A 427-nucleotide genomic window follows, 5' to 3' on the forward strand; every position below is an offset into this window, starting at 1 on the left:
GGCTCACCCGGTCGACGCCGAGGGCGTCGAGGAGGTGCCCGAGCAGGTCGGTCTGGCCGGCGACCGAGGTGTCCCGGTGCGCGGGGCGTTCGGAGAGGCCGTAGCCCAGCAGGTCGTACGCGATGACGCGGTGGCCGTCCGCCTCGATGTGGGGGACGACGTCGCGCCACTCGTAGGAGTGGGAGGGCGTGCCGTGGAGGAAGACGACCGGCTCGCCGCTTCCGCTGTCGCGGTAGGCCAGGCGTACTCCGTCGACGACGAGGTGGTCGGTCAGGAACGGCATCGTGCCCTCCTCGGGGGCCGGGGGCGGCGGGACGTCGGCGGGGGCGTCCCGTAGACTAGGTAGACCAGTCTACCCAGTGAGGGGTGCGTCATGTCGGGACGGCGGGAGCCGGCGGAATCGGCCGGGGCGGGGAGGCGACGGCCG

General features: G+C 73.8%; 1 protein-coding gene. It reads right to left on the reverse strand.

Going from position 1 to position 427, the window contains the following annotated elements:
• Nucleotides 1-283, reverse strand: a 283-nt coding sequence (locus LPA54_RS39770) for an alpha/beta fold hydrolase (protein WP_228985277.1), incomplete at its 3' end; no start/stop codon positions are given.
• Nucleotides 284-427 lie beyond the last annotated feature (144 nt).

The sequence above is a fragment of the Streptomyces sp. DH12 genome (genome assembly GCF_020873895.1).
In the GTDB taxonomy this organism is placed as follows: Bacteria; Actinomycetota; Actinomycetes; order Streptomycetales; family Streptomycetaceae; genus Streptomyces.